We start from the raw sequence: 26240 nt of genomic DNA, 5'->3' as shown, positions 1-26240 counted from the left end.
CTGCGTAACAGTGGGAGAGTAGGTAGCCGCCATTTTTAGAGAAGCCCCGCCAGTCTTTATTGACTGGCGGGGATTTCTTGTTTTGGCAGTTTAGGAAAAAATAGCTATATTTGCCGACGACAATTATTTTATTAAACGTTTAAAGCAAATTAAAAGGTATGAAAACAAAACTTTTTTTGGCTGCTGTAGCAGTAACATTTTCTTTCGCTGTGATCTCTTGTTCTGGTAACAAAGCTAATAACGCTGCCGCTTCTAAAGGTGAAGAAGCAACAGTTGAAACTGTAGAAGCTGTTGCTGTTGAAGCAACTGACTCTTGCTGCCAGGCGAAAGACTCTTGTGCTACTGCTTGCGATAAGAAAGCTGATTGCACAGAAAAGAAGGAATGCTGTGATAAAAAGTAATCTATTGATTTAGAACGATAAATTAAAAGGGGGTATAGTGTGTCCGCACTATGCCCCCTTTTTCTGTTTGATGAAATACGGGGCTTTATTAGTAATACTTTTCTGCTAATAACCGACTTTAACTTATGAAATGAAATTATTTTCGATAAAAAAGTAACGTATTATTTGGTAGTACAGAAATAATCCATACCTTTGCACCGTCAAACTATAAAAGAGACAAAAAATGAATCAGATGTTTATACATATTCTACTATGCGGTATTATTATTCTACTATCAAAGGTTAGTGGAAGTGAGTGCTGCGCGTAAATGTGTATACTGAAAATATACGAAAGCCTTTCTCACTTCCAAGTGTGAAAGGTTTTTTTTTGAGCCAATAATAACATAAAATGATAGAAGATGGACAATAGGTTATTTATTTTTGATACCACCCTTCGGGATGGTGAACAGGTTCCGGGATGCCAGTTGAACACAGTGGAGAAGATTCAGGTAGCGAAGGCACTCGAAACTTTGGGGGTCGATGTAATTGAAGCCGGCTTCCCCATCTCCAGCCCGGGAGATTTTAATTCTGTGATTGAAATTTCTAAAGCGGTGACTTGGCCCACTATTTGTGCTTTGACCCGTGCTGTTCAGAAGGATATTGATGTAGCGGTAGACGCTTTGAAATTCGCCAAGCATAAACGTATCCATACAGGTATAGGTACTTCTGACTCTCATATTAAATATAAATTCAACTCCAATCGGGAAGAGATTATCGAACGCGCGGTAGCAGCAGTGAAGTATGCACGTCGTTTTGTGGATGATGTGGAATTTTATGCAGAGGATGCAGGACGTACGGACAATGAATATTTGGCACGTGTGGTAGAAGCGGTTATCAAAGCGGGAGCGACAGTGGTGAATATACCGGATACGACGGGTTACTGTCTGCCTTCCGAATATGGTGCAAAGATTAAATATTTGATAGATCATGTAGACGGCATTGATAACGCGATTCTTTCTACTCACTGTCATAACGATTTGGGAATGGCAACAGCAAATACGATTGCTGGTGTTCTGAATGGAGCCCGTCAGGTAGAGGTGACCATTAACGGTATCGGCGAACGTGCTGGAAATACCGCTCTCGAAGAAATCGCAATGATTATCAAGAGTCATCATGAGATCGATATTCAGACCAATATCAATACACAGAAGATTTATCCGACCAGCCGTATGGTATCCAGTTTGATGAATATGCCTGTCCAGCCGAATAAAGCAATCGTAGGTCGCAATGCTTTTGCCCATTCATCGGGTATCCATCAGGATGGTGTGTTGAAGAATGTAGAAACTTACGAGATTATCGATCCGCATGATGTAGGCATCGATGATAACTCTATCGTACTGACTGCCCGTAGCGGACGTGCGGCATTGAAGAATCGCCTGTCGTTGTTGGGAGTTAACCTGGATCAGGAAAAACTGGATAAGGTATATGAGGAGTTTCTGAAACTGGCCGATAAGAAAAAAGATATCAATGATGATGATGTATTGGTATTGGCAGGAGCAGACCGCAGCCAGAATCATCGTATTAAGTTGGAGTATTTGCAGGTGACAAGTGGTGTCGGTGTACGTTCGGTTGCTAGTCTGGGACTGAATATTTCCGGTGAGAAGTTTGAAGCTTGTGCGAGTGGTAATGGTCCGGTGGATGCTGCCATCAAGGCTCTGAAAAAGATCGTAGATCGTCACATGACATTGAAAGAATTCACTATTCAGGCTATTAGCAAGGGAAGTGATGATGTAGGTAAGGTTCATATGCAGGTGGAATATGATAATCAGATTTATTATGGCTTCGGAGCAAATACGGATATTATAGCCGCATCGGTAGAAGCTTATATTGACTGTATTAATAAATTCAAGGCATAAAGGAACAGCGAAAGTGGTATTGAAATACGTACCCTGCATTAATTATAAATCATACATAGTAAAAATAGATATAACAGATGAATACATTATTTGATAAAATATGGGATGCCCACGTGGTGACTACGGTGGAAGATGGGCCGACACAACTTTATATTGATCGTTTATATTGTCATGAAGTGACCAGTCCGCAGGCTTTTGCCGGATTGCGCGAGCGTGGCATCAAGGTATTGCGTCCGGAAAAGGTATTCTGTATGCCCGATCACAATACTCCGACACATGATCAGGATAAACCGATTGAAGACCCGATCTCCAAGACTCAGGTGGATACACTGACGAAAAATGCGAAAGATTTCGGTCTGACCCATTTCGGTATGATGCATCCTAAAAACGGAATTATCCATGTGGTAGGTCCGGAACGTGCACTGACACTGCCGGGCATGACGATTGTTTGCGGTGACTCGCATACTTCTACTCACGGTGCAATGGGAGCTATCGCTTTCGGCATCGGTACCAGTGAAGTGGAAATGGTACTGGCTTCACAATGTATCCTTCAGTCAAGACCGAAAACAATGCGAATTACCGTAGATGGCGAACTGGGTAAAGGAGTGACTGCGAAAGATGTCGCTCTGTACATGATGTCTAAGATGACTACCAGCGGAGCTACCGGTTACTTCGTGGAATATGCAGGTTCGGCCATCCGCAATCTGACTATGGAAGGACGTCTTACTCTTTGTAATCTGTCCATTGAAATGGGAGCACGTGGTGGTATGGTTGCTCCGGATGAAGTGACTTTCGAATATATCAAAGGACGTGAGAATGCTCCGCAGGGGGAAGCATGGGATCAGGCTATGGAATACTGGAAAACGCTGAAGAGCGATGATGACGCCGTATTCGATCAGGAGGTCCGTTTTGATGCAGCGGATATCGAGCCGATGATTACGTACGGAACCAATCCGGGCATGGGAATGGGAATTACGCAAAACATTCCTACTACGGAAGGAATGGGAGAGGCTGCACAGGTTTCTTTCAAAAAATCGATGGAATATATGGGATTCCAGCCGGGTGAATCGTTACTGGGTAAAAAGATTGATTACGTATTTCTGGGTGCTTGTACTAATGGCCGTATTGAGGACTTCCGCGCATTCGCTTCTCTAGTGAAGGGACGCAGGAAAGCGGATAATGTAATCGCATGGCTGGTTCCGGGATCATGGATGGTTGATGCACAGATTCGTAAGGAAGGAATTGACAAGATATTGACTGAAGCGGGATTTGCAATCCGTCAGCCGGGATGTTCAGCATGCCTTGCGATGAATGATGACAAGATTCCTGCAGGAAAATATTCAGTATCAACCAGTAACCGTAACTTTGAAGGTCGTCAGGGACCGGGAGCCCGTACTTTACTGGCCAGCCCGTTGGTTGCTGCTGCCGCTGCGGTGACAGGAGTGATTACCGACCCGCGTGAACTGATGTAATTTCAATCGTAATTTGTAAATATTTAAATTGTAAACAGAAAGATGGCTAAGACAAAATTTAATATAATAACAAGTACTTGTGTACCCCTTCCTTTAGAGAATGTAGATACTGACCAGATTATTCCGGCACGTTTTCTGAAAGCAACGACTCGTGAAGAGAAGTTTTTCGGTGATAACCTGTTTCGTGACTGGCGTTATAATGCCGATGGTTCCTTGAACAAAGATTTTGTGCTGAACGATCCTACATATAGCGGACAGATATTGGTGGCAGGAAAGAACTTCGGTTCGGGTTCCAGCCGCGAACACGCAGCCTGGGCGATTGCCGGATATGGTTTCCGTGTGGTAGTATCGAGCTTCTTTGCCGATATTCACAAAAATAATGAGTTGAACAACTTCGTACTTCCGGTAGTTGTTACTGAAGGATTTTTGCAGGAACTCTTCGACTCGATCTTTGCTGATCCGAAGATGGAAGTGGAAGTGAACCTTCCCGAACAGACCATCACTAATAAAGCAACGGGTAAGAGTGAACATTTTGAAATCAACGCTTATAAGAAACTTTGTCTGATGAACGGACTGGATGACATAGACTTCTTGCTAAGCAATAAAAATAAAATAGAAGAATGGGAAAACAAGGCGTCAAAATAGAGATCATGGACACAACGCTCCGTGATGGTGAACAAACCAGCGGAGTATCTTTTGTGCCCCATGAGAAACTAATGATTGCCCGTTTACTATTGGAGGATTTGAAGGTAGACCGGGTAGAGGTTGCTTCAGCACGTGTATCGGAAGGTGAGTTTGAAGCCGTGAAGATGATTTGTGATTGGGCGGCCCGCCGCAATCTGCTTCAGAAAGTGGAAGTGTTGGGATTTGTGGACGGTCATACTTCGGTGGACTGGATACAACGTACCGGGTGCCGTGTCATCAATCTTCTTTGTAAGGGGTCATTGAAACATTGCACCCAACAATTGAAAAAGACTCCCGAAGAACATATCGCAGATATTATCAACGTAGTACATTACGCAGATGAACAGGATATCGGAGTGAATGTATATCTGGAAGACTGGAGTAACGGAATGAAAGATTCTCCCGAATATGTGTTTCAGTTGATGGATGGCTTGAAGCAGACAAGCATCAGACGTTATATGTTGCCCGATACATTGGGAATCCTGAACCCGCTGCAGGTGATAGAATATATGCGGAAGATGAAGAAGCGTTATCCGAATACCCATTTTGATTTTCACGCGCATAATGATTATGATCTGGCGGTAAGTAATGTGCTGGCTGCCGTGTTGAGCGGTGTCAGAGGACTGCATACTACGATTAACGGACTTGGCGAACGGGCCGGTAATGCACCCCTTTCCAGTGTGCAGGCTATTCTGAAAGATCATTTCAATGCAATGACCAATATTGACGAAAGCCGCCTGAATGATGTCAGTCGGGTGGTAGAGTCCTATTCCGGTATTGTGATTCCTGCCAATAAACCGATTGTGGGAGAGAATGTCTTTACACAAGTTGCAGGCGTTCACGCCGACGGCGATAATAAGAATAATTTGTATTGTAATGATTTACTTCCCGAACGTTTCGGACGTAAGCGTGAGTATGCTTTAGGAAAAACAAGTGGAAAGGCAAATATCCGTAAGAATCTCGAAGATCTGGGACTGGAACTCGATGAAGATGCCATGCGCAAGGTAACGGAGCGAATCATTGAACTGGGGGACAAGAAAGAATTGGTGACTCAGGAGGATTTGCCGTATATTGTATCGGATGTATTGAAACACGGGGCGATAGGCGAGAAGGTCAAGCTGAAGAGTTATTTTGTAAATCTGGCTCACGGTCTGAAACCGATGGCGACTTTAAAGATCGAAATAAACGGAAAGGAATACGAAGAAAGTTCAAGTGGCGATGGTCAGTATGATGCTTTCGTACGTGCGTTGCGCAAAATTTATAAAGTGACGTTAGGACGTAAATTCCCCATGTTGACGAATTATGCGGTATCTATCCCACCGGGTGGGCGTACGGATGCATTTGTGCAGACAGTAATTACCTGGAACTATGACGAACAGGTGTTCCGTACCCGTGGACTTGATGCCGACCAGACGGAGGCTGCCATCAAAGCAACAATGAAGATGTTGAATCTACTTGAAGAATAAGTTGATTTTATATTAACATGCATTTGATGCTTCCGATATGACAGAGATTAATTAACTTTGAGTAGTATAAAAGATAAAAAGAAAAGTAACATGGATTTTAAAATTGCTGTATTAGCAGGCGACGGTATCGGACCGGAGATTTCGGTACAAGGTGTAGATGTAATGAGTGCCGTTTGCGAGAAGTTTGGCCACAAAGTAAGTTACGAATATGCAATCTGCGGTGCAGATGCGATTGATAAAGTAGGTGATCCGTTCCCGGAAGAAACATATGAGGTTTGCAAGAATGCAGATGCTGTTTTGTTTTCGGCCGTAGGTGATCCGAAGTTTGATAATGACCCTACTGCGAAAGTTCGTCCGGAGCAGGGATTGCTGGCAATGCGTAAGAAATTGGGATTGTTTGCTAATATTCGTCCGGTACAGACATTCAAATGCCTGATCCATAAATCTCCGTTGCGTGCGGAACTGGTTGAGAATGCGGATTTCATCTGCATCCGTGAGCTGACCGGCGGTATGTACTTCGGTGAGAAATATCAGGATAATGATAAAGCATACGATACAAACTACTACACTCGTCCGGAAATTGAACGTATCCTGAAAGTTGCTTTTGAATATGCAATGAAACGCAGAAAGCACCTGACTGTGGTAGACAAGGCAAATGTTCTGGCTTCTTCCCGTCTGTGGCGTCAGATTGCACAGGAAATGGCTCCCAATTATCCGGAGGTGACAACTGACTATATGTTTGTGGATAATGCTGCCATGAAGATGATCCAAGAACCAGCTTTCTTTGACGTGATGGTGACTGAAAATACATTCGGGGATATTCTGACTGACGAAGGTTCTGTTATCAGCGGCTCTATGGGATTGCTTCCTTCAGCTTCTACCGGTGAAAGTACTCCAGTATTCGAACCGATTCATGGTTCATGGCCACAGGCGAAGGGCTTGAATATTGCGAACCCGTTGGCACAGATTCTGTCTGTAGCTATGTTATTTGAATACTTCGACTGCAAGGAAGAAGGTGCGCTGATTCGTAAGGCGGTTGATGCATCACTGGATGAAAACGTACGTACACCTGAAATTCAAGTGGCCGATGGTGCCAAATACGGTACAAAGGAAGTAGGACAGTGGATTGTTGACTATATCAAGAAGGCTTAAACAGATATTCTGAATAAGATATATGGAGGCTGGATTCTTTAAATGGAGTTCAGCCTCTTTTTTGTTCATTCCGTTTCTTTGTTTTTTTACTGAAGAAAATGAGTCCGTTGGGAGAAAAAACTAGTCGGACTGTTAAAAAGTAAAAGAGTAAGATATTTGCTAATGAAAAACAGTACATTTGCACAGATTAATACACAAGTGCTATGACAAAAAATTATCTATTCTTACTGTTGGGTTTGCTGCTTGCAGCGTGTAGTTCTGATGACAAGGACGAACAACCGATTTTAGTAACCAATGTTGTAATGCCTGCTTCGGGAACAGTATTCAAGCCCGGTGAGAAGGTAACGATAATGGCGAAAGGATTTCAAGACAATGATGAAATCATGTTCGATATTCGCTGGCCGCTTCAAGACGAAGTGCTGCATGAAGGATATGCTAAAGGAGGACGGGGTGTTATAACGGAAAAGACGGCTACGAGCATTACTTTTCTGGCTCCCGGACACTGGCCTGCTTCTACAACGGAAATCTTGTTACGCCGCTCCGGTCAAATGATGTCTTTAGGAAAGATTTCGGTGGCGGATGGACAGGCACCCAAAGATTTTCAGCTTTATGGTATCATTAATTCCCGTTCCAATACCCACCGTCCTCATGCTATCGAATACATCAATCTTGAAAAGCCTCAGACGGCAGAGATAGTACGACTTGCAGACAATCAAGACTTCTCTTGTGTAGTCAACCTTCCCGGAAGCTGGAGCCTTAGTGGAGTATGGACGAAGGATGATCGCCGTACGACCGGACTTTATGATCTTTCTATGAACTATTGGGAAAAGCCGGGAGCTGATCAGCTTGTAACAATGGGGATAGCGACCGCTAACTCTGTATTTGGGGTATATCAAGGCGGAGACCGTTTATTTGTTAAAACAGTTAATGTGATGCCCTATACCAGAATGTATGTGCCGGAGAAACCTGATTATGGTTTTCTGCTGCCCGAAGGGATGAAGGCTGAAGCATTGTCACGTTATCCCTGTATACAAATGAGTGATGGAAATATACTCTGTTCGGCTGATAACGGCGATGGAACTTTTTCACCAGTAGTCTTGAACGGGCAAAATATAGAAGAGAAAAGTATATATGTTGGCGAACCGATAGAGGCTGTGGCATTGATCCCTTTTTGGATAGTTAAGCCTGTAGAAGGTATGGGAACGGCTAAATATACACGTGTTGGCGGATATATCGTATCGAAGAGAAATGGTGCTACAATAACAGAGGGAGATGGAACAGAATTTAGGCTATGGAACCCGACTACAAAGATGCTGGATGAACCTTTCACCACATTCCCTAATGCTGCGTGTTCAGTAGCCACACTTGTTTCGGATGATTTTAAGAAACAGGAGCTTTATGTATTGTTTGATGGTAGTCGGAATGGAAGGCTGATTTATGTATATGATTTACTAAAAGGTAGCTGGGAGTCATTATATCCAGGGGGCGGATTTCCTTATTCAGAAATCGTATTAGCCCGATAAGGTTATTACTCAGCTCTTCTCCGGGCTACTATGCACAAAGGCCCTTTTTCATGCTTATATGAAGCAATGGAGACAAAGCCGGACTGCAAGAGTATGGATTTCAATTCATCACAAGAACGAATAATCATCCCGTCAATCAGATTTGTCCAAGTTTTGACTGACAGGTTATTCAGTTCGCAGCAAATCAGGAAATGTCCGTTTCGCTTTAATACCCGTGTTACTTCGGTGAATGCTTTCGGAAGATCGTTCCAAAAGTAAACCGTCTCGAAGGCAGTGACCACGTCGAACATTTCATCGGTATAAGGCAGTGTGTCTACCGTGCCTTGTTCTATAAAACAGCGGGTGGAAAGATATTTCTTGTTTTTCTTCTGTGCGAAAAGGACACTTTCCGGAGAAATGTCAATGCCGTATGCTTTTCCTTGCGGACAGCGATGCATCAGCTGTGTAAGATTGGCTCCGCCACCGCAACCAATGTCGAGCACATTCCATTCCTTATTCCATACTATATGTGACATTCCCCATTCGGAAAGCAAAGTGTGTCGTTTGTTCATTTCCCGGAGAATGACTCTTCCCCAAAAGCCTTCAGGCTTTTTGAGATTGTGGAATAACTTATGGATGATATTTCTTTTGCCCATGTTATAAACTAACTTTGCACGATGGAATAGATGATAATGCCTGCTAAAGTCAGCAATCCGGTATAGATCATAACTTCTGTTTGTTTCATTCCGGCACCCTTTCCAGGAACAGGAGTGTCTGACTGAAGTCGTGCCGTTAACTTGTGGGCGATAAAGTAGAACAGCCAACCTCCGAATCCACCGATAATGGCTCCTGCTACTAAATCACCGGGATAATGCAATCCCAGGTACAGGCGTGTATAAGAGTTGGTAAATGCCCAAAGTACGATAAATATGCTTAACCAGCGTTTACGGAACAGGCAAATCAGAAATATGGCAAGTCCGAAAGAATTGGCAGCATGACAGGAAGGGAAACCGAATCCTCCTCCTCGTCTTCCATTCACAATATAGACCAAATCCGCTATCGGATTTTCCGGATTGGAGGGACGCAGGCGACCTACCAGCGGACGAAGAAAACTATTGCACATCTGATCGGCAAACGTGATAGTGAGGGCGATCGCTACCACATAGCACAAAGCCACTTTCCAATGAAAATTCTTGAGCAGTATATATAAGATACTGGCATACATCGGGACCCATATAACTTTACCTGTGAATGCACTCATGAAGTAATCCCAGAAAGGCGAATGTATTCCGTTGAAGAACAAAAGCAGTTGGGTGTCTATATCCGAAAGAAATTCTATCATAAAATAAATCGTATTATTAAAAGGTGGATTTGTCTGATCTTATCGTTTAGCCAGGTCATCATATAGTTTCTGAAGGAAGGCTTTGCCTTTTTCCAGATTGGCTCCTTTCTCTGTCCCCTCATCTATCTGGACGGTGTTGGCATCCAGATTGTACACTAATTGATTTTCCGCAGTCACCATGCCAAACAGTGTCGGTTCCGTGAAATACCCGAAGTGGGGAGAAGACGGATTAAAGATATTCTTGCTGAAAGTAAAGTCATCATGCGGCAATCCGAGCTGAGAAAGTAGCGTAGCGGCAATATCGATCTGCGAAGCGTATGTGTCTACTACTCGTGGTTCTTTCACGGCTCCTCCGATCAGTATTAGCGGAATTGTATGCCCTTCCAGCGGATTTTCTACCGGACGCGGATAAGCTCCCAAATGATCCGGTACAAGTACGATCAGTGTATTCTTCCACATCGGGGTCTCCTTATACTGTCTCACAAAATCTCCTACGCAACTATCAGCATAGGCGAAAGCATTCAGCACTTTATCGTCTAATCGGTAGAACGGAACTTCAAACGGCTCGTGACTGCTTGATGTCTGCACGATTTTAAAGAAAGGTTCCTGCTGCTTCTCTTCTTTGAGGTCTTTCAGGAAACGTTGGAAAAGTGTATGATCCGGTGCTCCCCATTTACCCTGACGTTCGGACAAAGGAAAATCCGTCTCGGAGATAATCTTCTCAATACCCGATGAAACCAGATAAGAGCGCATATTGGTGAAGTCTGCATCCCCTCCGTAATAGTATTCCAAACTGTATCCGGCATTTTTCAGACTGCGAGGAATGGAAGGAAGTCCGTCCGTTTTCTCAGGATACTTCATTATGCTGGTACTCGGCTGACCGGGATAACCACTGATAATAGATGCCAGTCCTCGATCCGTCCGGAAACTGTTTGCGTAGAAATTAGTGAATAACACTCCTTCTTTACCGAATTTATCCATATTCACTGCTACATTCGGCTGTCCCCCCATTGTTTCCATTAAGTGTGTAGAAAAACTTTCGAGGATAATAAAGATGATATTCGGGCGTTGAGTATTTAGAATTTGCGGGATACTGTCTGTTGCTGCCACAGGTTTATCCAGCATTTCGGCCAACAGGTCATCTGCAACTTTCGGGTCCATAAACCGATATTGCTTATCGAAATTGTTTTGATGGGTAGCAGAATACATAAAACTGAATGCCGGATTGATGGCTGCATGATTCATCCGTTGGTTTTGGCTATAGTATACTTTGCTCAGGTTCATTGTCGATACGGAAAAACCGCCACGGATAGGAATGAAGAGCGCAGCTGTCAGTAATAAAAGGACGAGAGATACATACTGCCGCTGATAAGGTATCTTCAACGGTGCTTTCTCCCGGATAAGTACGGCGTAGAAAATACCGTAGAGGATGGCTGCATAGATCAGCATAGCTAGGATTCCGAGTAATATGAACCAGAAGCTGACGCTTGCCATGGCATCTTTCGGAGATGAGAAGAAGTAGAAGATCGGGGTGGCATCCAGCCGGAATCCCCAGAAACCGTATAAGCCCAGATCGATGATGAAGATGCAGGACATCACAAAAGCGATGATTCCGAAGTAACCTTGCCGGATGCGGCGTAGTATGGAAGATTTTGTCCAGGCGGAAGCGATAAGCAGGAAGCCCGGGATGGCAGTCAGATATCCTGCCAGTGAGAAATCCAGCGGCAAGCCGTGCCACATCACGCTGAAATAATCGCCGATTGAGGCGTCTGTATAGAGTTCATGGTAGTAAGCCATGAAAATAGGTTTTTGAAGGACAAACAGAAGAACGAACAAAAAATAAGTCGTGAGAAATTGCAGGATTCTCTTTTTCATATCTATAAACTTAAAAATATTGAACGGAGACAAAGGTACAATTCTTTTCTGTATCTTTGCGCATCAACCTGATAAAACGAGGTGAATGATGGCAAAAATTGCGAATAAATTAACAGATTTAGTGGGTAATACACCTCTAATGGAACTTTCCGGATATAGTGGAAAGTATGGTCTTAATCAGAATATTATCGCTAAACTGGAGGCTTTTAATCCGGCGGGAAGCGTAAAAGACAGAGTCGCTCTTTCTATGATTGAAGATGCGGAGGCCCGCGGGGCACTGAAACCCGGTGCCACCATTATCGAACCGACCAGTGGAAATACGGGAGTCGGACTGGCGATGGTAGCTACCATTAAAGGGTATCACCTGATATTGACTATGCCCGAAACGATGAGTCTGGAACGGCGAAACCTGTTGAAAGCACTGGGGGCGCAGATTGTGCTGACAGATGGCTTGGGCGGGATGGCTGCTTCTATTGCCAAGGCGCAGGAGTTGCGCGATAGTATCCCCGGATCGGTGATCCTGCAACAGTTTGAAAATCCTTCGAACGCTGCTGTCCACGAGCGGACAACAGGAGAAGAAATCTGGCGGGATACGGATGGTGAAGTGGCAGTGTTCGTTGCCGGAGTAGGAACCGGAGGTACGATTTGCGGCGTGGCACGCGCCTTAAAAAAACATAATCCGGATGTTCATATCGTTGCGGTTGAACCTGCGTCGTCTCCCATATTGGCAGGAGGTCAGGCAGCATCACACCGCATACAGGGAATCGGGGCGAATTTTATTCCGAAACTTTATGATGCTTCTGTAGTGGATGAAGTGATCGGTGTGCCCGATGACGAAGCCATTCGTGCGGGGCGGGAATTGGCTGCAACAGAAGGTTTGCTGGCCGGAATCTCTTCGGGAGCGGCCGTATATGCAGCCCGTCAGTTGGCACAGCGTCCGGAGTTCAGGAACAAAAAAATCGTTGCGTTGTTACCTGATACGGGAGAACGTTATCTGTCGACCGAGTTGTTCGCTTTTGATGCCTATCCTTTGGATTAATATTTGAATCATGATAAGAATTATTTTAATTTTATTTCTTAGCTTTCCGGTTGCCCTGTGTGCGCAGACCTATCAGCAATTATCAGAAAAGGCAATTGAATATATCGAAATGGACAGTCTTTCCAAAGCCGAAGAACTACTGCTTCAGGCTTTGAAACTGGAGCCGAAGAATGCAAAGAATGCTATGCTTTTTTCCAATCTGGGATTGGTACAGCGTCGGTTGGGTGAATATGACAAGGCACTCGAATCTTATTCTTTTGCGCTGAACTTTGCTCCATTGGCAGTACCTATTCTGCTGGACCGAGCTGCGATTAATCTGGAAATGGGGAATACAGACCGTGCTTATACCGATTATTGTCAGGTACTTGACGAAGATAAACAGAATAAAGAAGCGCTGTTGATGCGGGCATATATCTATGTGCTCCGGAGGGATTACCCCGCGGCACGAATCGATTATAATCGCTTGTTGGAGATTGACCCGCAAAGTTATAGCGGTCGGCTTGGGCTGGCTACCTTGGAACAGAAAGAAGGAAAATTCAAGGAAGCGCTCGAAATTCTTAATAAGATGATTACGGCAACTCCCGAAGACGCGACTCTTTACATTGCCCGTGCAGATGTGGAACGGGAGATGAAGCATGAAGATCTGGCTTTGGTCGATTTGGAGGAAGCTATTCGCCTGAATCCTTCTTCGGCGGATGCCTATTTGTTGCGTGGCAATATTTATCTGACACAGAAAAAGAAAGCATTGGCAAAGATGGACTTTGAAAAAGCTATTTCGCTGGGCATACCTCCTGCTGATTTGCACGAGCAGCTGAAACAATGTAAATAAAAGACAAAACTAAAAACATATTACTACTAATTAATACCCAAACAGAAAATGAAACGTATTGTTTTTTTAGATTACGTGCGCGTGTTCGCATGTTTCCTCGTTATGGTGGTACACGCCAGTGAAAACTTTTATGGTGCTGCCGGATCTACGGACATGGCGGGACCGCAATCTTTTTTAGCCAGTGAAGCAGACCGATTGTGGGTGGCCGTGTACGATAGTTTTTCACGCATGGCAGTACCATTGTTTATGATTGTCTCTGCTTATCTGCTGGTACCGATGAAGGAGGGACAGACTTCATGGCAGTTCTACCGCCGACGCTTCACTCATATCCTGCCACCGTTTTTTATATTTATGATACTCTATAGTATCCTGCCGATGTTGTGGGGACAGATAGACAGCGAGACATCAATAAAGGATATGTCTCGAATATTCCTGAACTTCCCGACGCTTGCCGGACACCTTTGGTTCATGTATCCCCTGATAAGTCTTTACCTGTTTATACCTATTATATCTCCTTGGTTGAGTAAAGCCACTGCAAAAGAAGAACGTTTCTTCATAGGACTGTTCCTGTTATCAACGTGTATGCCGTACTTCAATCGCTGGTTTGGTGAAGTGTGGGGGCAGTGTTTTTGGAACGAATACCATATGTTGTGGTATTTCTCAGGCTATCTTGGATATCTTGTGTTGGCACACTACATACGTGTACACTTAAAATGGGATCGTTCCAAACGTTTCATTGTAGGACTCATTTCAATGGTTGCCGGGGCTGCGCTGACTATTTACTCATTCTATATACAGGCTATTCCCGGAATTACTCATTCTACCCCTGTCATAGAAATAGGATGGGCTTTCTGTACGATTAACTGTGTACTTCTTACAGCGGGTACATTCCTTCTCTTCACTTGTATAAATCGGCCGGAAGCTCCGCGTTTCGTAACAGATATGTCGAAACTTAGCTATGGTATGTACCTTATGCATATATTCTGGCTCGGGTTATGGGCGACAGTATTCAAAAATACGCTGGAACTGCCTACTGTTTCCGCCATCCCATGTATTGCAGTGACTACATTTGTCTGCTGTTATATAACGACAAAGATTATCTCATTCATACCGGGCAGTAAATGGATTATAGGCTAAATAGATCGGATGTTCTTGAATTAAACAAAAAAGGGAAGCGATTGCTTCCCTTTTTTGTTTACTCATCTTATTATATGGTCCTTCCTGGTTACGCTTGAATAAGTTACTCTTTATTAAAGGTAAATCGATGGGACGGCTCAATACATTATTATACAAACTGCTTAATCAGATTCACAAACTCTTTTCCATATTTCTTCTTCTTAAACTCTCCGATACCACTGATTTCTCCGAATGCTTCGATGGTAGTCGGCCGTGAAATACTGAGCAGATGCAACACCTTATCCGATAGAATGATATATGCCGGAAGACCATCCTGATCGGCAATCTGTTTCCGCAATCCCCGTAGTGCTTCGAATAAATCTTCGTTTTCTCCACCGGGGATACCGAAAGGAAGTTCTTTTGCGATGACCACCTTCTTCTTTTTCCCTTTTCCTGTGACGATTTCTTCCCGATGAATCACGGCAAGCATTGCTTTCGCTTTTCCAAAAAGAATGTTACTTCCGCTTGGAGTGATTTTGAGATGGTTATTTTCATTGTAGGCTATTTCGAAATAGCCTAGTTGTAGCATTTGAAGTAAATAATCCTGCCAGTCACGAGGTGGTATGTCTCTTCCTGCGCCAAACGTCTTTAATTCCTGATATCCTTTTGCCGTAACTTCTGCCGAATAACTTCCACGAAGAATATCAATTAATATCCCTGTACTTATTTGTTGTTCTGCACGAGCTATGGCGCTCAACGCTTTTTGTACGATGACTGTACCGTCAAAGCGTTGTGGAGGGTTTTTACAGACATCACAATTGCCACAATCTTCTGTTGAGGTTTCTCCGAAATAGCTCAGCAGGATTCTTCTGCGGCAGATGTCCGCTTCTGCGTATTGCTGCATACGTTGCAACTTTTCCAGATTGATTGTCTGTTGGTTGCTTTCTGTGGCGAATTTAGTTAACAGGATCAGATCGCCCAGTGAATAGAACAATACAGTATCGCTTGGTAAGCCATCTCGTCCGGCACGCCCGATTTCCTGATAAAAACTTTCAATACTTTTAGGAAGATTATAATGAATAACCCATCGGACATTCGATTTGTCAATTCCCATACCAAAAGCAATGGTGGCGCATACTACCTGAATACGGTCATTAATGAAGTCATTCTGAGTCTCGTCCCGATGCTGCGGAGACAATCCGGCATGGTAGACACCGCATCGGATTCCCTGCTTTTGCAGCATTTGTGCTACAGTTTCCGTTTTATTACGGCTCATACAATAAATGATTCCACTTTCTTCTCTGTGGCGATGGATAAACTCCAGAATCGCTTTATTCTTCTCTTTTGCCTGAAAACCGCGTTTTACGTCCAGGCTGATGTTGGGACGGTCGAAAGAAGAAATAAACGTCCGGGGATGTATCAGATGCAACTGTCGGATTATATCCTCACGGGTTATTTTGTCGGCTGTTGCCGTTAATGCAATAATCGGTACCTGCGGAAACTGCTGATGGAGCATTCCCATTTGTGTATATTCAGGACGGAAGTCATGCCCCCATTGGGAAATACAGTGGGCTTCGTCAATTGCGAAGAGCGAAATACTCATATCCCGCAACAGATAGTCCTTTTCCGCTATCAGCTTCTCCGGTGAAATATAAAGCAGTTTCAGGCGTCCTTCGATACAGGCACGGCGGAGATTGGCATTTTCCGTTTCGTCATTGCTGCTATTGAGTGCTCCTGCTGCGATGCCGTTGGCTTGCAATGTTTCTACCTGGTCTTTCATCAGTGAGATAAGCGGGGAGACCACTACAGCCGTTCCTTCAGAAAGCAATGCAGGTAGTTGATAACAGATCGATTTACCTCCTCCGGTGGGCATCAGTACCAGTGAATCCTGCTTGTTCAACAGGTGGCGGATGATTTCTTCCTGTAAGGGTCGGAAGCTGTCATAACCGAAATATGATTTTAGAGTTTCTTTCATCAACATTTGTTTAAACTTTGTGGCAAAGGTACGCTTTTCCTTAGCAATCTTTATCATGTCTCGATTTCTGTTTTGATTTTAATGCCCCAAGAGTTAAAGTTTCTTATTATTCACCCTTAATTCCTCTTTTTCAAGGTTTTTGATTGTTTTATTAGAAAAAAAATGCACAAAATAATTGTGTGTTTAAAAAAAAAGTAAGACATTTGTAACATGTAACGTTGCGAATGAGCAATTAATAACAAATAAACAAACCCTAACCAGTTAATTCAATGAGTGATTTAGAGAACAAAAAAGCGGAGGAAGCTCCAAAGAAACGTCCCTACAATTTGAGGGAAAAGAAAGAAAAGAAGGCTGCATATCGGTCATTAATCAGACCGGAACTGGCAGACGAGTTGTATGACAAGATTCTGAACATTGTAGTAGTTCAGAAGAAGTATAAAGATCCTGACTATTCAGCTAAAGATTTGGCTAAAGAGTTGAAGACCAATACTCGCTACCTTTCTGCAGTAGTGAATTCTCGTTTTGGTATGAACTACTCTTGTTTGTTGAATGAGTACAGAGTGAAAGACGCTCTGCATTTGTTGACAGACAAGCGTTATGCCGACAAGAATGTGGAAGAAATCAGTGCAATGGTTGGCTTTGCAAATCGTCAATCTTTTTACGCTGCATTTTACAAGAACGTAGGTGAAACTCCTAACGGATATCGCAAGAAACACGCTGAAAGTAAGAAGTAATTGCGTTTTCCGATACTGACCAAAAGGAATTACCTCTGAATGAAAAGTTCGGGGATAATTCCTTTTCTTATTTAATTAATCAATATCAGTAATTATGAAAAAACATTTTATTTCGATGGCAGTTACCGCTACGATCCTTGCATCCTGCGGTGGGGCCAAAACAACAACTGCCGAGGCAGATAAATTTGATTATACAGTGGAACAATTTGCAGACTTACAAATATTGCGGTACAAGGTTCCCGAATTCGAAACCTTGACGCTGAAACAGAAAGAACTGGTTTATTACCTGACTCAGGCTGCGCTGGAAGGACGCGACATCCTGTTTGATCAGAACGGAAAGTATAACCTGAGAATCCGTCGGATGCTCGAAGCCGTTTACACCAATTATAAAGGAGACAAGTCGGCTCCCGACTTCAAAAATATGGAAGTGTACCTCAAACGGGTATGGTTCTCCAATGGTATTCATCATCATTACGGCATGGAAAAGTTTGTGCCCGGTTTCTCGCAGGACTTCTTGAAACAGGCAGTGCTCGGAACGGACGCCCAATTACTTCCGTTATCAGAAGGACAGACTGCCGAACAACTCTGTGATGAGCTCTTCCCGGTTATGTTTGATCCGGCTATCCTGGCAAAGCGTGTAAATCAGGCGGACGGTGAAGACTTGGTGCTGACTTCTGCCTGCAATTATTACGACGGAGTCACTCAGCAGGAAGCGGAAAGCTTCTACGGAGCAATGAAAGACCCAAAAGATGAAACTCCGGTTTCTTACGGACTCAACAGCCGATTGGTGAAAGAAGATGGGAAAATACAGGAAAAAGTCTGGAAGGTAGGCGGACTTTATACTCAAGCGATTGAAAAGATTGTGTACTGGTTGAAGAAAGCGGAAACTGTTGCCGAAAATGATGCACAGAAAGCTGTGATCAGCAAACTGATTCAATTTTACGAAACAGGCAGCCTGAAAGACTTCGATGAATATGCTATCCTTTGGGTGAAAGACCTTGATTCAAGAATTGACTTCGTTAATGGCTTTACAGAAAGTTACGGCGATCCGCTGGGAGTGAAAGCCAGCTGGGAATCACTGGTCAACTTCAAAGACTTGGATGCTACGCACCGCACAGAGATTATCAGCAGCAATGCGCAATGGTTCGAAGATCATTCGCCGGTTGATAAATCTTTCAAAAAGGAAAAGGTAAAAGGGGTATCTGCCAAGGTGATCACTGCCGCTATTCTTGCCGGCGACTTATATCCTGCAACTGCCATCGGTATCAATCTTCCGAACGCTAACTGGATTCGTGCCCATCACGGCTCTAAGTCAGTTACTATCGGCAATATCACAGATGCTTATAATAAAGCTGCCCACGGTAACGGATTCAATGAAGAGTTTGTCTGCAATGACGAAGAGAGACAGCGGATCGACCAATATGGCGACCTGACAGGTGAACTTCATACAGACTTACATGAATGTCTGGGACATGGTTCGGGCAAATTGCTTCCGGGAGTAGACCCTGACGCTTTGAAAGCGTATGGTTCCACTATAGAAGAAGCACGTGCCGACCTGTTCGGATTGTATTATGTGGCCGACCCGAAACTGGTGGAACTGAAACTTGTTCCGGATGCGGAGGCTTATAAAGCTGAATATTATACTTTCCTGATGAACGGTCTGATGACTCAGCTTGTACGTATCGAACCGGGAAATAATATCGAAGAAGCTCATATGCGCAACCGCCAGCTGATTGCCCGCTGGGTATTTGAGAAAGGTGCTCCTGACAAAGTGGTCGAAATGGTGAAGAAGGACGGAAAGACCTATGTTGTAGTCAATGATTATGAGAAAGTCCGTCAGTTGTTTGGTGAACTGCTGGCTGAAATCCAGCGAATCAAATCGACCGGTGATTTTGAGGGTGCCCGTACATTGGTCGAAAATTATGCCGTGAAGGTTGATCCTGCTTTGCACGCCGAAGTGTTGGCACGCTATAAGAAACTGAATCTGGCTCCTTACAAAGGTTTTATAAATCCGGTTTATGAACTGGTGACTGACAAGGATGGAAATATCACGGACGTTACCGTGTCTTATAATGAAGACTATGTAGAACAAATGTTGCGCTACAGCAAAGATTATTCTCCGTTGCCTTCCGTAAATAATTAATATTGAAAATGGATATAAAAGAACAACTGAAGGATATCAAAACACAGCTCCGTCTCTCTATGAACGGGGCTGTGTCCCAAAGTATGCGTGAGAAGGGATTGGTATACAAACTCAATTTCGGAGTCGAAATCCCCCGCATAAAGATGATTGCCGAAGGGTATGAAAAGAACCATGACCTGGCGCAGGCATTGTGGAAAGAAGACATTCGCGAATGCAAAATCATGGCAGCCATGTTGCAGCCTGTGGATACCTTTTATCCCGAAATAGCTGATATCTGGGTAGAAAGTATCCGTAACATAGAGATTGCGGAACTGACCTGTATGAATCTTTTCCAGCATTTGCCGTATGCCCCTGCTAAATCTTTTCATTGGATGGCTGATGAACAGGAATATGTGCAGACTTGCGGTTTCCTGACGGCTGCCCGTCTTTTGATGAAAAAGGGAGATATGACAGAAAGAGCCTCCGGCGAATTGCTCGATCAGGCACTTTGCGCTGTTCATTCAGAAAGCTATCATGTGCGGAATGCAGCTCTTCTGGCTATCCGTAAGTATATGCAGCATAACGAAGAACACGCTTTCCGTGTTTGCCGGATGGTTGAAGGAATGGCAGATTCCACAGTGGAAGCGGAGCAGATGCTCTATAATATGGTAAAAGAAGAAGTGGAGAATAAGTAATAGGTAATAAGTAATAGGTAATACCATGCGGGCATTCGCCGGATGGAATTTTAAGTAACTACGGTTATTACCTATTACCTATTACTTATTACTTATTTCTCAGAAATTCTTTTGCTTTCCACAAAAAAGGCTTAACTTTGTTCGCGCTAATTTTGTGCTGATGATGGAAACTCAAAATGTGAAAGATACAGTAAGGCAGATATTCACAGAATATCTCACGGCGAACGGGCATCGGAAGACTCCCGAACGTTACGCCATACTCGAAACTATCTATTCCATCGACGGACACTTCGATATCGATATGCTCTATTCACGGATGATGGATCAGGAGAATTTCCGGGTGAGCCGGGCGACTCTTTATAATACTATCATTCTGCTGATCAATGCACGGCTGATCATCAAGCATCAGTTCGGCACTTCCTCCCAATACGAAAAATCATACAATCGCGAGACGCATCATCATCAGATATGTACTCAATGTGGTAAAGTGACTGAGTTTCAGAACGAGGAATTGCAGCATGCCATCGAAAATACAAAATTAAGCCGCTTTCAACTTTCGCATTACTCCTTATATATATATGGATTGTGCAGCAAGTGCGACAGAGCTAATAAACGGAAAAAAGTCAGTAACAACAATAAAAAAGAAAAATGAAAGTAGATGTTCTATTAGGATTACAATGGGGCGACGAAGGTAAAGGCAAAGTAGTCGACGTATTAACACCTAAGTACGATGTGGTCGCTCGTTTTCAGGGCGGTCCGAATGCCGGTCATACACTTGAGTTCGAAGGACAGAAGTATGTACTTCGTTCTATTCCTTCCGGTATTTTTCAGGGAGATAAGGTAAATATTATCGGTAACGGTGTAGTGCTCGATCCGGCATTGTTCAAAGCGGAAGCTGAGGCACTCGAAGCATCGGGACACCCATTGAAAGAGCGTTTGCACATTTCTAAGAAAGCTCATCTCATCCTTCCGACACACCGCATACTGGACGCTGCTTACGAAGCAGCCAAGGGAGATGCGAAAGTAGGAACAACCGGTAAAGGCATTGGCCCTACTTATACGGATAAAGTTAGCCGTAACGGTGTTCGTGTAGGTGATATCCTTCATAATTTCGAACAGAAATACGGTGCGGCGAAAGCTCGTCACGAACAAATACTGAAGAGTCTGAACTACGAATATGACCTCACAGAACTGGAAAAAGCATGGATGGAAGGTATCGAATATCTGAAACAGTTCCATTTTGTAGACAGTGAGCATGAGGTTAACAATTATCTGAAAGACGGCAAGAGCGTTCTTTGCGAAGGTGCTCAGGGAACGATGCTTGATATCGATTTCGGTTCGTATCCGTTTGTTACTTCTTCCAATACGGTTTGTGCAGGTGCCTGCACCGGTCTGGGAGTAGCTCCGAACCGTATTGGCGAAGTGTTCGGTATCTTCAAGGCATACTGTACTCGTGTAGGTGCCGGTCCGTTCCCGACAGAACTGTTCGACGAGACTGGTGACAAGATGTGTACATTGGGACATGAATTCGGCTCTGTAACAGGACGTAAACGCCGTTGCGGATGGATTGACCTGGTAGCTCTGAAATATTCCGTTATGATAAACGGTGTTACCAAACTGATCATGATGAAGAGCGACGTGCTCGATACATTCGATACCATCAAGGCTTGTGTTGCTTATAAGGTAGATGGCGAGGAAATTGATTATTTCCCATATGATATCACTGAAGGTGTGGAGCCTGTATATGCAGAACTGCCGGGCTGGAAGACAGATATGACAAAGATGCAGAGCGAAGATGAATTCCCGGAAGAATTCAATGCTTATCTGACTTTCCTGGAAGAACAACTTGGTGTGGAAATCAAGATTGTATCTGTCGGACCGGACAGAGCCCAGACAATCGAACGTTATACTGAAGAATAAGAAATGTTATTCTATTCCTAGAATAACTTTGTTCTATAACTTAATGAGAGGCGGAGAAATGGAAATGACTCCGCCTTTTTGTTTTCTCTTTACCCCCAATATTAACTATAACGCATTATGAAAACACATTTCATCACTTTCCTATTATTAGTAGGTATGAGTCTGGGAATCTCCTCCCGGCTCCACGCACAGTCTTCTTACCAGCCTGGTGAAGAAAACCTCAAAGCCCGTGAAGAATTTCAGGATAATAAATTCGGTATTTTCCTTCATTGGGGACTGTATGCCATGCTTGCCACCGGTGAGTGGACTATGACAAATAATAATCTGAATTATAAAGAGTATGCCAAACTGGCAGGCGGTTTCTATCCCTCCAAGTTTGATGCGGATAAGTGGGTGGCTGCCATCAAAGCATCGGGAGCTAAATATATCTGTCTGACTTCCCGCCATCATGACGGCTTCTCCATGTTCGATACCCAATATTCGGACTTCAATATCGTGAAGGCAACTCCCTTTAAGCGGGATATCATCAAGGAGCTGGCAGCAGCTTGCAGCAAACAGGGAATCAAACTCCATTTCTACTACTCTCATCTTGACTGGACGCGGGAAGATTATCCTTGGGGACGTACAGGACGGGGTACAGGACGTTCGAATCCGCAAGGAGACTGGAAAAGCTATTATCAGTTCATGAACAATCAGTTGACGGAACTGCTGACTAATTATGGTCCGGTAGGAGCCATTTGGTTTGACGGATGGTGGGATCAGGATGGAAACCCCGGCTTTAACTGGGAATTGCCGGAACAATATGCCATGATCCATAAACTACAGCCGGGCTGCCTGATAGGAAATAACCATCATCAGACTCCTTTTGCCGGTGAAGACATTCAGATATTCGAACGTGACCTGCCCGGAGAAAATACCGCAGGACTTTCCGGACAAAGTGTAAGTCACCTGCCCTTGGAAACCTGCGAAACGATGAATGGTATGTGGGGATATAAGATTACGGATCAGAATTATAAATCAACGAAGACGCTGATTCATTATCTGGTAAAGGCAGCCGGAAAGAATGCGAACCTGTTGATGAATATCGGCCCTCAGCCCGACGGAGAGCTTCCGGAAGTAGCCGTACAGCGGTTGAAAGAAATGGGAGAGTGGATGAATCAATATGGTGAAACTATTTATGGAACCCGTGGCGGTGCGGTTGCTCCGCATGATTGGGGAGTGACGACGCAGAAAGGAAACAAGCTGTATGTGCATATTCTGAATTTGCAGGATAAAGCCCTGTTCCTGCCTTTGGCAGATAAGAAGGTGAAGAAGGCAGTACTGTTTAAGAACGGCACACCTGTCCGATTCACTAAAAATAAAGAAGGCGTGTTGCTGGAGTTTACAGAGATACCAAAAGATATTGATTACGTTGTAGAACTTACAATTGACTAATTTTTAGCTAATTCTTCATAAAAGCATAGGGAAACTATCGTTACATACGTAGTTTCCCTTTATTTTTGGCAAACAATTTGTTTATATAGATATAGAGTAATAATTAAAATGAAAAGTATATGATGTCTTATTGGGTATTATTTATTGGTATTGCCGTAGCAAGTTGGTTGGTACAGATGAATTTGCAGAACAAATTCAAGAAGTATTCCAAAATTCCGACAGGAAACGGTATGACAGGACGCGACGTAGCTCTGAAGATGCTGCACGACAATGGAATTTACGATGTACAAGTAACTCATACACCCGGTCAGCTGACCGACCACTACAATCCTGCTAACAAAACAGTGAATCTGAGTGAAGGTGTATACGAAAGTAATAGTATCATGGCGGCTGCCGTAGCGGCACACGAATGTGGACACGCTGTTCAGCATGCACGTATGTATGCTCCGTTGAAAATGCGCAGCGCCTTGGTGCCGGTAGTGAATTTTTCGTCCTCTATCATGACTTGGGTATTGCTGGGCGGTATTCTGCTGTTCAACTCCTTCCCGCAATTGTTGTGGATTGGTATCATTCTGTTTGCTACCACTACTTTGTTCAGCTTTATCACCTTGCCGGTGGAAATCAATGCAAGTAAGCGCGCGCTTGTGTGGCTGAGTTCATCCGGCATTACTAATTCATACAATCATACGCAAGCCGAAGACGCTCTTCGCTCTGCTGCATACACCTATGTAGTTGCTGCACTGGGTTCATTGGCTACGCTGATCTATTACATTATGATTGCTATGGGCAGAAGAGACTAAGAGATAAGATTAATCGTTTTGACGCCTCCATCGTTTTCAAAGACTATGGAGGCGTTCTTTTTTTATTGATGTTTTTTTTAGATATATGCAAGCGTTGCTCGGAAATTTGCAGTAAATTTGCGCAATTAAAATACTAAACAGTAATTATATCATGGCAGCAAAACCAAGTATTCCTAAAGGAACTCGTGACTTTTCGCCGGTAGAAATGGCGAAGCGTAATTATATATTCAATACGATTCGTGACGTATATCATCTGTATGGTTTCCAGCAGATAGAAACTCCGTCGATGGAGATGCTTTCTACACTGATGGGGAAATATGGCGATGAGGGTGACAAACTTCTATTTAAGATTCAGAACTCCGGAGATTATTTTTCCGGCATCACGGATGAAGAGTTATTGAGTCGTAATGCTGTTAAGCTGGCAAGCAAATTCTGTGAGAAAGGTTTGCGCTATGACTTGACAGTGCCTTTTGCCCGTTACGTGGTGATGCACCGCGATGAAATAACTTTCCCGTTCAAGCGTTATCAGATACAGCCGGTATGGCGTGCAGACCGTCCGCAGAAAGGACGTTACCGTGAGTTCTATCAATGCGACGCCGATGTTGTCGGCAGTGATTCACTGCTGAATGAAGTAGAACTGATGCAGATTGTCGATACAGTATTCAGCCGTTTCAACATCCGTGTGTGTATTAAGATCAATAACCGCAAGATTCTTTCCGGTATCGCTGAGATTATCGGTGAAGCGGATAAGATTGTAGATATCACAGTGGCTATTGACAAACTGGATAAGATTGGTCTGGAGAACGTCAATGCGGAACTGAAAGAGAAAGGAATCAGTGATGAGGCGATTGCCAAATTGCAGCCGATCATTCTGCTGAGCGGAACCAATACTGAAAAGCTGGCTACACTAAAGAGCGTGCTGGCAGCCAGTGAGACAGGCATGAAAGGAGTCGAAGAAAGCGAATTTATTCTGGGCACATTGGAAACAATGGGCTTGAAAAATGAAATCGAACTTGACTTGACGCTGGCTCGCGGATTGAATTATTATACCGGTGCTATCTTCGAAGTGAAAGCGCTGGATGTGCAGATCGGCAGTATCACCGGTGGCGGTCGCTATGACAACCTGACAGGAGTATTCGGTATGGCCGGTGTGTCGGGAGTCGGCATTTCTTTTGGTGCAGACCGTATTTTCGATGTATTGAATCAACTGGAACTTTATCCGAAGGAAGCAGTGAACGGTACGGAATTGATGTTCGTAAACTTTGGTGATAAAGAAGCTTCTTTCTCCATGAGTATGCTGGCAAAAGTTCGTGCGGCAGGTATCCGTGCGGAAATCTTCCCGGATGCGGCAAAGATGAAGAAGCAGATGAGCTATGCCAATGCCAAGAGTGTTCCGTTCGTAGCTATCGTAGGAGAGAACGAAATGAATGAAGGCAAAGCAATGCTGAAGAATATGGAAACCGGCGAACAGAATCTTGTTTCGGTGGAAGAACTGATAGCTGCTTTGCGCAACTAAAAGCAGGGTATAGAGTAAGAATATCCGCTTTTCCGGTGAAGTACTTGACAAATGACTTTTTATGTTGTATCTTTGAGAAAAGAAAAGGCATAAATAAGATGAATGTAATAAGAAAAATAGATACATAAATATCACCTTTATACTGTTACTTATAAGTATCAGAAGAACTTGGAATGGGGCAATGATCAGATGATTATTGCCCCATTTTGTCGTTAATTATGCCTGCTACATTTCGTCTCTTACTTAAAAAGGGACGAATATCGTTTTTAATA

22 protein-coding genes are annotated in these 26240 nt (G+C 43.8%); 18 read left to right on the top strand and 4 right to left on the bottom strand.

The genetic code is table 11. The features are described from left to right. Positions 1-158 precede the first annotated feature (158 nt). From DW640_RS10975 to DW640_RS10945, 7 genes are all read left to right on the top strand, one after another. On the top strand, positions 159-401 hold the full coding sequence (locus tag DW640_RS10975) for a hypothetical protein (protein WP_117578104.1): 243 nt from the start codon (positions 159-161) through the stop codon (positions 399-401). A gap of 397 nt (positions 402-798) precedes the next feature. Further along, on the top strand, positions 799-2295 hold the full coding sequence (locus tag DW640_RS10970) for a 2-isopropylmalate synthase (protein WP_072067449.1): 1497 nt from the start codon (positions 799-801) through the stop codon (positions 2293-2295). Between the two features lie 77 nt (positions 2296-2372). After that, a complete protein-coding gene (gene leuC, locus DW640_RS10965; RefSeq protein WP_008763197.1) occupies positions 2373-3767 on the top strand; it encodes a 3-isopropylmalate dehydratase large subunit in 1395 nt (464 codons plus the stop codon). Between the two features lie 42 nt (positions 3768-3809). After that, positions 3810-4412, top strand: coding sequence for a 3-isopropylmalate dehydratase small subunit (leuD, locus tag DW640_RS10960; protein WP_008763198.1), 603 nt, complete (start codon positions 3810-3812; stop codon positions 4410-4412). Further along, positions 4388-5917, top strand: a complete 1530-nt coding sequence (locus DW640_RS10955; protein ID WP_008763199.1) for an alpha-isopropylmalate synthase regulatory domain-containing protein — start codon at positions 4388-4390, stop codon at positions 5915-5917. The genes leuD and DW640_RS10955 overlap by 25 nt, the downstream gene beginning before the upstream one ends. A gap of 90 nt (positions 5918-6007) precedes the next feature. Beyond that, positions 6008-7069, top strand: a complete 1062-nt coding sequence (gene leuB / locus DW640_RS10950) for a 3-isopropylmalate dehydrogenase (protein WP_008767701.1) — start codon at positions 6008-6010, stop codon at positions 7067-7069. 203 nt (positions 7070-7272) lie between these two features. Further along, positions 7273-8592 (top strand): DUF4784 domain-containing protein, encoded by a 1320-nt coding sequence (locus DW640_RS10945; protein ID WP_008767702.1) that lies wholly within the window; start codon positions 7273-7275, stop codon positions 8590-8592. 5 nt (positions 8593-8597) lie between these two features. On the opposite strand, the gene DW640_RS10940 is transcribed toward DW640_RS10945, so the two are convergent. The 3 genes from DW640_RS10940 to DW640_RS10930 are packed head-to-tail and all read right to left on the bottom strand — an operon-like array spanning position 8598 to position 11788. After that, positions 8598-9227, bottom strand: a complete 630-nt coding sequence (locus tag DW640_RS10940) for a class I SAM-dependent methyltransferase (RefSeq protein WP_008767703.1) — start codon at positions 9225-9227, stop codon at positions 8598-8600. Between the two features lie 8 nt (positions 9228-9235). Then, positions 9236-9913: a lipid A 4'-phosphatase gene (gene lpxF / locus DW640_RS10935; RefSeq protein ID WP_011108022.1), complete on the bottom strand. Its 678-nt coding sequence runs from the start codon at positions 9911-9913 to the stop codon at positions 9236-9238. A 39-nt stretch (positions 9914-9952) separates the two neighbouring features. Beyond that, positions 9953-11788 (bottom strand): LTA synthase family protein, encoded by a 1836-nt coding sequence (locus tag DW640_RS10930; RefSeq protein WP_008767705.1) that lies wholly within the window; start codon positions 11786-11788, stop codon positions 9953-9955. Between the two features lie 88 nt (positions 11789-11876). Here DW640_RS10930 and cysK point away from each other — a divergent pair, with 88 nt between their 5' ends. The 3 genes from cysK to DW640_RS10915 are packed head-to-tail and all read left to right on the top strand — an operon-like array spanning position 11877 to position 14793. Next, complete coding sequence (gene cysK, locus DW640_RS10925; protein WP_008767706.1) at positions 11877-12827, top strand: cysteine synthase A; 951 nt, start codon at positions 11877-11879, stop codon at positions 12825-12827. Positions 12828-12837: 10 nt separating this feature from the next. After that, positions 12838-13656 carry a lipopolysaccharide assembly protein LapB gene (locus DW640_RS10920; RefSeq protein ID WP_008763207.1) on the top strand — a complete coding sequence of 273 codons (819 nt, stop codon included), beginning with the start codon at positions 12838-12840 and terminating at the stop codon, positions 13654-13656. 48 nt (positions 13657-13704) lie between these two features. Next, the gene (locus DW640_RS10915; protein WP_117578102.1) at positions 13705-14793 is read left to right on the top strand and encodes an acyltransferase; all 1089 of its coding nucleotides are present in this window, start codon (positions 13705-13707) and stop codon (positions 14791-14793) included. Positions 14794-14941: 148 nt separating this feature from the next. Here the strand turns inward: DW640_RS10915 and recQ are convergent, their stop codons facing one another. Beyond that, entirely contained in the window at positions 14942-16747 is a 1806-nt protein-coding gene (recQ, locus tag DW640_RS10905; RefSeq protein WP_199610341.1) for a DNA helicase RecQ, read from the bottom strand. A 269-nt stretch (positions 16748-17016) separates the two neighbouring features. Between recQ and DW640_RS10900 the strand changes: the two genes are divergently transcribed. The 8 genes from DW640_RS10900 to hisS all read left to right on the top strand — a co-directional run bounded on the left by DW640_RS10900 (position 17017) and on the right by hisS (position 25968). Then, a complete protein-coding gene (locus tag DW640_RS10900; protein ID WP_008763211.1) occupies positions 17017-17481 on the top strand; it encodes an AraC family transcriptional regulator in 465 nt (154 codons plus the stop codon). 94 nt (positions 17482-17575) lie between these two features. Continuing rightward, positions 17576-19624 carry a dihydrofolate reductase gene (locus DW640_RS10895; protein ID WP_032841441.1) on the top strand — a complete coding sequence of 683 codons (2049 nt, stop codon included), beginning with the start codon at positions 17576-17578 and terminating at the stop codon, positions 19622-19624. An 8-nt stretch (positions 19625-19632) separates the two neighbouring features. Continuing rightward, positions 19633-20298, top strand: a complete 666-nt coding sequence (locus DW640_RS10890) for a DNA alkylation repair protein (protein ID WP_008763213.1) — start codon at positions 19633-19635, stop codon at positions 20296-20298. A 163-nt stretch (positions 20299-20461) separates the two neighbouring features. Then, positions 20462-20950 (top strand): Fur family transcriptional regulator, encoded by a 489-nt coding sequence (locus tag DW640_RS10885; RefSeq protein ID WP_008767710.1) that lies wholly within the window; start codon positions 20462-20464, stop codon positions 20948-20950. After that, positions 20947-22218, top strand: coding sequence for an adenylosuccinate synthase (locus DW640_RS10880; RefSeq protein WP_008763215.1), 1272 nt, complete (start codon positions 20947-20949; stop codon positions 22216-22218). The genes DW640_RS10885 and DW640_RS10880 overlap by 4 nt, the downstream gene beginning before the upstream one ends. A 117-nt stretch (positions 22219-22335) precedes the next feature. Further along, the gene (locus DW640_RS10875) at positions 22336-23652 is read left to right on the top strand and encodes an alpha-L-fucosidase (RefSeq protein ID WP_008767711.1); all 1317 of its coding nucleotides are present in this window, start codon (positions 22336-22338) and stop codon (positions 23650-23652) included. Positions 23653-23771: 119 nt separating this feature from the next. After that, complete coding sequence (locus tag DW640_RS10870; protein ID WP_008763217.1) at positions 23772-24452, top strand: zinc metallopeptidase; 681 nt, start codon at positions 23772-23774, stop codon at positions 24450-24452. Positions 24453-24603: 151 nt separating this feature from the next. Beyond that, positions 24604-25968, top strand: a complete 1365-nt coding sequence (gene hisS / locus DW640_RS10865; RefSeq protein ID WP_008763218.1) for a histidine--tRNA ligase — start codon at positions 24604-24606, stop codon at positions 25966-25968. The last annotated feature ends 272 nt before the right edge of the window (positions 25969-26240 follow it).

This window comes from Bacteroides sp. AM23-12, from assembly GCF_003434395.1.
GTDB lineage: Bacteria > Bacteroidota > Bacteroidia > Bacteroidales > Bacteroidaceae > Bacteroides > Bacteroides thetaiotaomicron.
Note: the sequence above shows the minus strand (reverse complement) of the source record. Positions and strands in the feature narration are given on the sequence as shown.